The sequence below is a fragment of the Streptomyces katrae genome (genome assembly GCF_000966975.1).
Classification (GTDB): Bacteria; Actinomycetota; Actinomycetes; order Streptomycetales; family Streptomycetaceae; genus Streptomyces; species Streptomyces katrae.
Genome location: NZ_JZWV01000959.1, coordinates 1 through 7,283 on the forward strand (window position 1 = coordinate 1; position 7,283 = coordinate 7,283).

Consider the following 7,283-nt stretch of genomic DNA (forward strand, 5'->3'; position numbering starts at 1 on the left):
GGCGACGGGCGCGCAGCGCCCGTACGGGGTCAGGGGCACAGCCCCTGGGAACGGAGGAAGGGCGGGTAGGGGACAGCCCCGCGCAGCGGGGAAGCCGGGCGGCGGTACGGTTCGTTGTCGGACGGCGCCAGTAGGGTGGTTGGCATGGCCGACCCTTCCAGCTACCGACCCGGGGAGATTCCCGACTCCCCGGGGGTATACAGGTTCCGCGACGAGCACCGACGGGTGATCTACGTCGGGAAGGCCAAGAGCCTGCGCCAGCGGCTGGCCAGCTACTTCCAGGACATCGCCGGTCTGCACCCCCGGACCGCCACCATGGTGACGACGGCCGCATCCGTCGAGTGGACCGTCGTCTCCACCGAGGTCGAGGCGCTCCAGCTGGAGTACTCCTGGATCAAGGAGTACGACCCCCGGTTCAACGTGAAGTACCGGGACGACAAGAGCTACCCCTCGCTCGCCGTCACGCTCAACGAGGAGTACCCCCGCGTACAGGTCATGCGCGGGCCCAAGAAGAAGGGCGTGCGGTACTTCGGGCCGTACGGGCACGCCTGGGCGATCCGCGAGACCGTCGACCTCATGCTCCGGGTGTTCCCGGTGCGCACCTGCTCCGCCGGGGTGTTCAAGCGGTCCGCCCAGATCGGGCGGCCCTGCCTGCTCGGGTACATCGGCAAGTGCTCGGCGCCCTGCGTCGGCCGGATCAGCCCCGAGGACCACCGGGAACTCGCCGAGGAATTCTGCGACTTCATGGCCGGCCGCACCGGCACCTACCTCTCCCGGCTGGAGAAGGAGATGCAGGCGGCTGCCGAGGAGATGGAGTACGAGAAGGCCGCCCGGCTGCGCGACGACATAGGGGCCCTGCGCCGGGCCATGGAGAAGAACGCCGTCGTCCTGGCCGACGCCACCGACGCCGACCTGATCGCCGTCGCCGAGGACGAGCTCGAAGCGGCCGTGCAGATCTTCCACGTCCGCGGCGGCCGGGTCCGCGGACAGCGCGGCTGGGTCACCGACAAGGTCGAGGCCGTCGACACCGCCGGTCTCGTCGAGCACGCCCTCCAGCAGCTGTACGGGGAGGAGAGCGGGGAGAGCGTGCCCAAGGAGGTGCTCGTCCCGGTCGTCCCGGACGACGCGGCCGCGCTCGGGCAGTGGCTGGCGCAGCGGCGCGGATCGCAGGTCAGCCTGCGCGTCCCGCAGCGCGGGGACAAGAAGTCCCTCATGGAGACCGTCCACCGCAACGCCCAGCAGTCCCTCGCCCTGCACAAGACCAAGCGCGCCGCCGACCTCACCACCCGCTCCCGGGCCCTGGAGGAGATCGCCGAGGCCCTGGAGCTGGACGGGGCGCCCCTGCGCATCGAGTGCTTCGACATCTCCCACCTCCAGGGGGACGACGTCGTGGCCTCCATGGTCGTCTTCGAGGACGGGCTCGCCCGCAAGAGCGAGTACCGGCGCTTCCAGGTCAAGGGTCGTGTCGGAGACACGCAGGTCTGGCACGGCGAGGGGCAGGACGACGTCCGGTCCATGCACGAGGTCGTCTCCCGCCGCTTCCGGCGCTACCTCCAGGAGAAGCTGAAGACGGGGGAGTGGGCCCCCGAGGACGGCGAGCCCGGCGGGCCCGAGGACGACGGGCGGCCCAAGCGGTTCGCGTACCCGCCCCAGCTCGTCGTCGTCGACGGCGGGCAGCCCCAGGTGGCGGCGGCCAAGCGGGCCCTGGACGAGCTCGGCATCGACGACATCGCCGTCTGCGGCCTCGCCAAGCGGCTGGAGGAGGTCTGGCTGCCCGGCGAGGACGACCCCGTGGTCCTGCCCCGCACCAGCGAGGGCCTCTACCTGCTCCAGCGGGTGCGTGACGAAGCCCACCGCTTCGCCATCCAGTACCAGCGCAGCAAGCGCGGAAAGCGCCTGAAAGCGGGCCCGCTGGACGAGGTGCCCGGCCTCGGCGAGAGCCGCAGGCTCGCCCTCGTGAAGCACTTCGGTTCGGTGAAGAAGCTGAGACAGGCGACAATCGACCAGATCTGCGAGGTCCCCGGTATAGGCCGCAAGACGGCCGAGACCGTGGCCGCGGCCCTCGCCCGGGCCGTCCCCGCCGGTCCTGCCGTCAACACGGCGACAGGAGAGATCATTGAGGACGAGGCCCCCGCGCCTGCGGGGACGCCGTCCGATCGGGGGACCGAGCAATGACCGAGCACGAGACCGAGCACGACCGAGACGGAGCACAGGTGAGTACGGGCACGACAGTGGAGCCCGGCGACAACGCCGAGACGGCCATCCCCGAGCTGGTGATCATCTCCGGGATGTCCGGAGCCGGCCGCAGCACGGCGGCCAAGTGCCTGGAGGACCTCGGCTGGTTCGTCGTCGACAACCTGCCGCCGGCGCTGATCCCCACCATGGTGGAGCTCGGCGCCCGCTCCCAGGGCAACGTGGCGCGTATCGCCGTCGTCGTCGACGTCCGCGGACGCCAGTTCTTCGACGCCCTGCGCGAATCCCTCGCCGACCTGGAGGCCCGCGGGGTCACCCGGCGCATCGTCTTCCTGGAGTCCTCCGACGACGCGCTGGTCCGCCGCTTCGAGTCGGTCCGCCGCCCGCACCCCCTCCAGGGCGACGGCCGCATCGTCGACGGCATCGCCGCCGAGCGCGACCTGCTGCGCGAGCTGCGCGGCGACGCCGACCTGGTCATCGACACCTCCAGCCTGAACGTGCACGAGCTGCGCGCCAAGATGGACGCCCAGTTCGCGGGCGACGAGGAGCCCGAGCTGCGGGCCACCGTGATGTCCTTCGGCTTCAAGTACGGCCTGCCCGTCGACGCCGACCTCGTCGTCGACTGCCGCTTCATCCCCAACCCGCACTGGGTCCCGGAGCTGCGCCCCTTCACCGGGCTCAACGAGGAGGTGTCGGGCTACGTCTTCAGCCAGCCCGGCGCCAAGGAGTTCCTCGACCGCTACACCGAGCTGCTCCAGCTCATCGCCGCCGGCTACCGCCGCGAGGGCAAGCGGTACGTGACCATCGCCGTCGGCTGCACCGGCGGCAAGCACCGCAGCGTCGCCATGTCCGAGAAGCTCGCCGCCCGCCTCGCCTCCGAGGGAGTCGAGACCGTCGTCGTCCACCGGGACATGGGGCGCGAGTGACCGGACGGAGCCTGCGGCTGCGCCGCCTGCGCCGTCTGACCCCCGCCCGGGGCGAGGACGGCGCGGGCCGCGCCGGCCGCCGCGGGGCGGCCAAGGTGGTCGCGCCCAAGGTCGTCGCCCTCGGCGGCGGCATGGGCCTGTCGGCCTCCCTCGCCGCCCTGCGCCGGATCACCGGCGAACTCACCGCGGTGGTCACCGTCGCCGACGACGGCGGTTCCAGCGGGCGGCTCCGCGAGGAGCTGAGCGTGCTGCCCCCCGGCGACCTGCGCAAGGCGCTGGCCGCGCTGTGCGGGGACGACGACTGGGGCCAGACCTGGGCCCGGGTCATCCAGCACCGCTTCCAGTCCCAGGGCGACCTGCACGGGCACGCCGTCGGCAACCTGCTGATCGTCGCCCTGTGGGAACAGCTCGGCGACCCCGTCCAGGCCCTCGACCTGGTGGGGAGGCTGCTCGGGGCGCAGGGCCGGGTGCTGCCGATGTCGGCGGTGCCGCTGGAGCTCCAGGCCCTGGTCAAGGGGCACGATCCGGCGCGCCCGGACGAGGTGGACACCGTCCGGGGCCAGGCCACCGTGGCCCTCACCCCGGGCGAGGTGCTCTCCGTCCAGGTCGTGCCGGGCGACCCGCCGGCCGTGCCGGAGGCCGTCGCCGCCGTGCTCGACGCCGACTGGGTGGTGCTCGGGCCGGGATCCTGGTTCTCCTCCGTCATCCCGCACCTGCTGGTGCCGGAGCTGCTCGACGCGCTGGTGGCGACGAAGGCCCGGAAGGTCCTCTCGCTGAACCTCGCGCCCCAGCCGGGCGAAACAGAGGGCTTCTCTCCGCAGCGTCATTTGGAGGTTTTGGCCCGACACGCCCCTAAACTCGCCCTGGACGTGGTGCTGGCCGACGAGGCCGCCGTGCCCGACCGCGAGTCCCTCGCCGATGCCGCGAAGCGCTTCGGTGCGGCGGTCGAGCTGGCGCCGGTGGCCAGGCAGGACGGCTCTCCGAAGCACGACCCGGAGCTGCTGGCCGCCGCGTACGACCGTATTTTTCGGATGCATGGAAGGATCGGCCCATGGCGATGACGCCTGCCCATGGCGATGACGCCTGCGGTGAAGGATGAGATCTCCCGCCTCCCCGTCACCCGGACCTGCTGCAGGAAGGCGGAGGTCTCGGCGATCCTTCGGTTCGCGGGCGGCCTGCACCTGGTGAGCGGCCGGATCGTCATCGAGGCGGAGCTGGACACCGGGATCGCCGCCAGACGGCTGCGCAAGGACATCCTGGAGATCTTCGGCCACTCCTCCGACCTGGTGGTCATGGCCCCCGGCGGCCTGCGCCGGGGCAGCCGCTTCGTCGTCCGGGTCGTCGCCGGAGGGGACCAGCTGGCACGCCAGACGGGCCTCGTCGACGGCCGCGGACGCCCCATCCGGGGGCTCCCGCCGCAGGTGGTCTCCGGGGCGACCTGTGACGCCGAGGCGGCCTGGCGCGGTGCCTTCCTGGCTCACGGCTCCCTCACCGAGCCGGGCCGGTCCTCCTCCCTGGAGGTCACCTGCCCCGGCCCCGAGGCAGCCCTGGCCCTGGTGGGCGCCGCCCGGCGGCTCTCCATCGCCGCCAAGGCGCGCGAGGTGCGCGGCGTGGACCGGGTCGTCGTCCGCGACGGCGACGCGATCGGCGCCCTGCTGACCCGCCTCGGCGCCCACGAGTCGGTGCTGGCCTGGGAGGAGCGGCGGATGCGGCGCGAGGTGCGCGCCACCGCCAACCGCCTAGCCAACTTCGACGACGCCAACCTGCGCCGCTCGGCGCGGGCCGCGGTCGCCGCCGGAGCCCGGGTCCAGCGCGCGCTGGAGATCCTCGGCGAGGAGGTCCCCGAGCACCTCGCCGCGGCCGGCCGGCTGCGCATGGAGCACAAGCAGGCCTCCCTGGAGGAGCTGGGCGCGCTCGCCGACCCGCCGCTGACCAAGGACACCGTCGCCCGCCGCTGACCAAGGACGCCGTCGCCGGCCGGATCCGCCGCCTGCTGGCGATGGCCGACAAGCGGGCGCAGGACCTCGGGATCCCCGGGACCGAGTCCAACCTGGACCTCAGCGAGGAGCTGGCCGACAACATGGCCGGCTGAACCTGCCGAGCCGTACGCCCCTGCGCAGGGCGTTCGGGCCCGCACGGTCACCCGTGCGGGCCCGTTCCCGTTTGTCCCATTGACATGAGCATCGTCCGATCGTGAGCCTGGCCCCCGAACGCTTTCGTGGCTGACGACGCCCAGGGGGGCACATGAGGCAACGCGCGAGAACGATCCTCGCGGCAAGCGCACTCGTCATCGGAACCACACTGGCCGCACTGCCCGCGGCGGCCCAGGCACAGCCCGCGTCCGGCGCCGCCCCCGGCGCCGACGAGGTCCGCGTCTACGACGCGGACATCACCCGGGAGCAGGTCCCGCTCGTCCTCGCCGCCGGCCAGGACGCCCACGAACTCGCCGAGCGGGCGCCCGAGGCCGGGACCGCGAAGGTCGAGCTCTACCTCACCGGGGAGCAGGCCCGGGGGCTCGCCGCCCAGGGGGTCAGGCTCGCCGAGCGCAAGGTGTCCGCCCAGGGGCTGGCCCGCGCCAAGGCCGCCGGGGACGGGGTGTTCCGCCCCTACAGCGGCAAGGGCGGCCTCCAGGAGGAGATCCTGCGGACCGCGCAGCAGAACCCCGGCCTCACCAAGGTCGTCTCCATCGGCAAGACAGTCCAGGGCAAGGACATCCTCGCCCTCAAGGTCACCAAGGACGCCGGGAGGACCCGCGACGGCGACAGGCCCTCCGTGCTCTACATGTCCAACCAGCACGCCCGCGAGTGGATCACCCCCGAGATGACCCGGCGGCTGATGCACCACACCCTCGACAACTACGGCAAGGACGCCCGGATCACCAAGCTGGTGGACTCCACCGAGCTGTGGTTCCTGCTCTCCGCCAACCCCGACGGCTACGACTACACGTTCACCTCGGACGGCGCCCGGCTGTGGCGCAAGAACCTCCACGACAACAACGGCGACGGAAAGATCACCGCAGTGGACGGGGTCGACCTGAACCGCAACTTCGCCTACAAGTGGGGCTACGACGACGAGGGTTCCTCCCCGACCCCCTCCAGCGAGACCTATCGCGGCCCCAAGGCGCAGTCCGAGCCCGAGACCGTCGCCCTCGACTCCTTCGAGAAGCGGATCGGCTTCCGGTACGCCGTCAACTACCACTCCGCGTCCGAACTCCTGCTGTACGGGGTGGGCTGGCAGGTCGCCACCCCCACCCCGGACGACGTCGCCTACAAGGCGCTCGCCGGCACCCCGGAGCACCCGGCCGTCCCCGGCTACTACCCGCAGATCTCCTCCGAGCTGTACACGACCAACGGCGAGGCCGACGGACACGCCGCCAACGCCAACGGCGTCATGATGTTCACGCCGGAGATGACCACCTGCCAGACGGCCTCCGCGATCGACCCGAACGACCGCTGGAAGCCCGAGGACTGCGCGTCCGGCTTCAACTTCCCGGACGACGAGAAGCTGATCCAGCAGGAGTTCGCCAAGAACGTCCCCTTCGCGCTGTCCGTCGGGGAGAGCGCCGCGCACCCCGACCGGCCCGCCTCCACGGTCGGCATGAGCGCCGCCGACTTCACCCTCGACCCCTTCACCACCTCCTACGTCGCCCGCGGCGAGGACCAGACGGTCTCCGTCACCGCCCGCAAGGCGCTGAAGGACAAGCTCCTCAACTTCCGTGTCAACGGCGGCCGTACGCACGACGACGAGCTCAAGGCCTGGAAGGGCGGCGACGTCTACGGCGGCGAGGACAACAACTGGTTCGACCAGTACCGGGCCGAGGTGGACGGCACCAGGCCCGGCGACAAGGTCGAGGTCTGGTTCACCGGACGCGACCGCGGCAGGCTCGTCTCCAGCGAACACTTCACGTACACCGTGGCCGAGCGCCCCCGCGCGGACGTCCTGGTGATCGCGGAGGAGGGCGCGAAGGCGCAGTACGCCCAGACCTACGTGGACGCGCTGCGGGCCAACGGGAAGTCCGCCGCGGTCTGGGACGTGGCCGTCCAGGGCGCCCCGCACCACCTCGGCGTGCTCTCCCACTTCCGCACGGCCGTCCACTACACCGGCGCCGGCGCCCCCGGCGGCCCCACGCAACTGGCGGTCCGCGACTTCCTCAACGAGGGCGGC

The 7,283-nt window shown here is 72.1% G+C and carries 4 protein-coding genes and 1 pseudogene; all 5 read left to right on the forward strand.

The window, feature by feature from the left end:
• The first annotated feature begins 144 nt into the window (after positions 1-144).
• Entirely contained in the window at positions 145-2,175 is a 2,031-nt protein-coding gene (gene uvrC, locus VR44_RS30410; protein WP_045950838.1) for an excinuclease ABC subunit UvrC, read from the forward strand.
• Positions 2,172-3,119, forward strand: coding sequence for an RNase adapter RapZ (gene rapZ / locus VR44_RS30415; protein ID WP_052713899.1), 948 nt, complete (start codon positions 2,172-2,174; stop codon positions 3,117-3,119). Before uvrC ends, rapZ begins: the two co-directional genes overlap by 4 nt.
• Positions 3,116-4,180, forward strand: coding sequence for a gluconeogenesis factor YvcK family protein (locus tag VR44_RS30420; RefSeq protein WP_045950839.1), 1,065 nt, complete (start codon positions 3,116-3,118; stop codon positions 4,178-4,180). Before rapZ ends, VR44_RS30420 begins: the two co-directional genes overlap by 4 nt.
• A 9-nt stretch (positions 4,181-4,189) precedes the next feature.
• A pseudogene (gene whiA, locus VR44_RS30425) lies at positions 4,190-5,211 on the forward strand (DNA-binding protein WhiA).
• 152 nt (positions 5,212-5,363) lie between these two features.
• Positions 5,364-7,283, forward strand: a 1,920-nt coding sequence (locus VR44_RS30430; RefSeq protein ID WP_045950840.1) for a M14 family metallopeptidase, incomplete at its 3' end; no start/stop codon positions are given.

Excerpts from the sequence above, each read along its gene's own strand:
- uvrC (WP_045950838.1), top strand. The coding sequence starts at position 145 with ATGGCCGACCCTTCCAGCTACCGACCCGGGGAGATTCCCGACTCCCCG.
- rapZ (WP_052713899.1), top strand. The coding sequence starts at position 2,172 with ATGACCGAGCACGAGACCGAGCACGACCGAGACGGAGCACAGGTGAGT.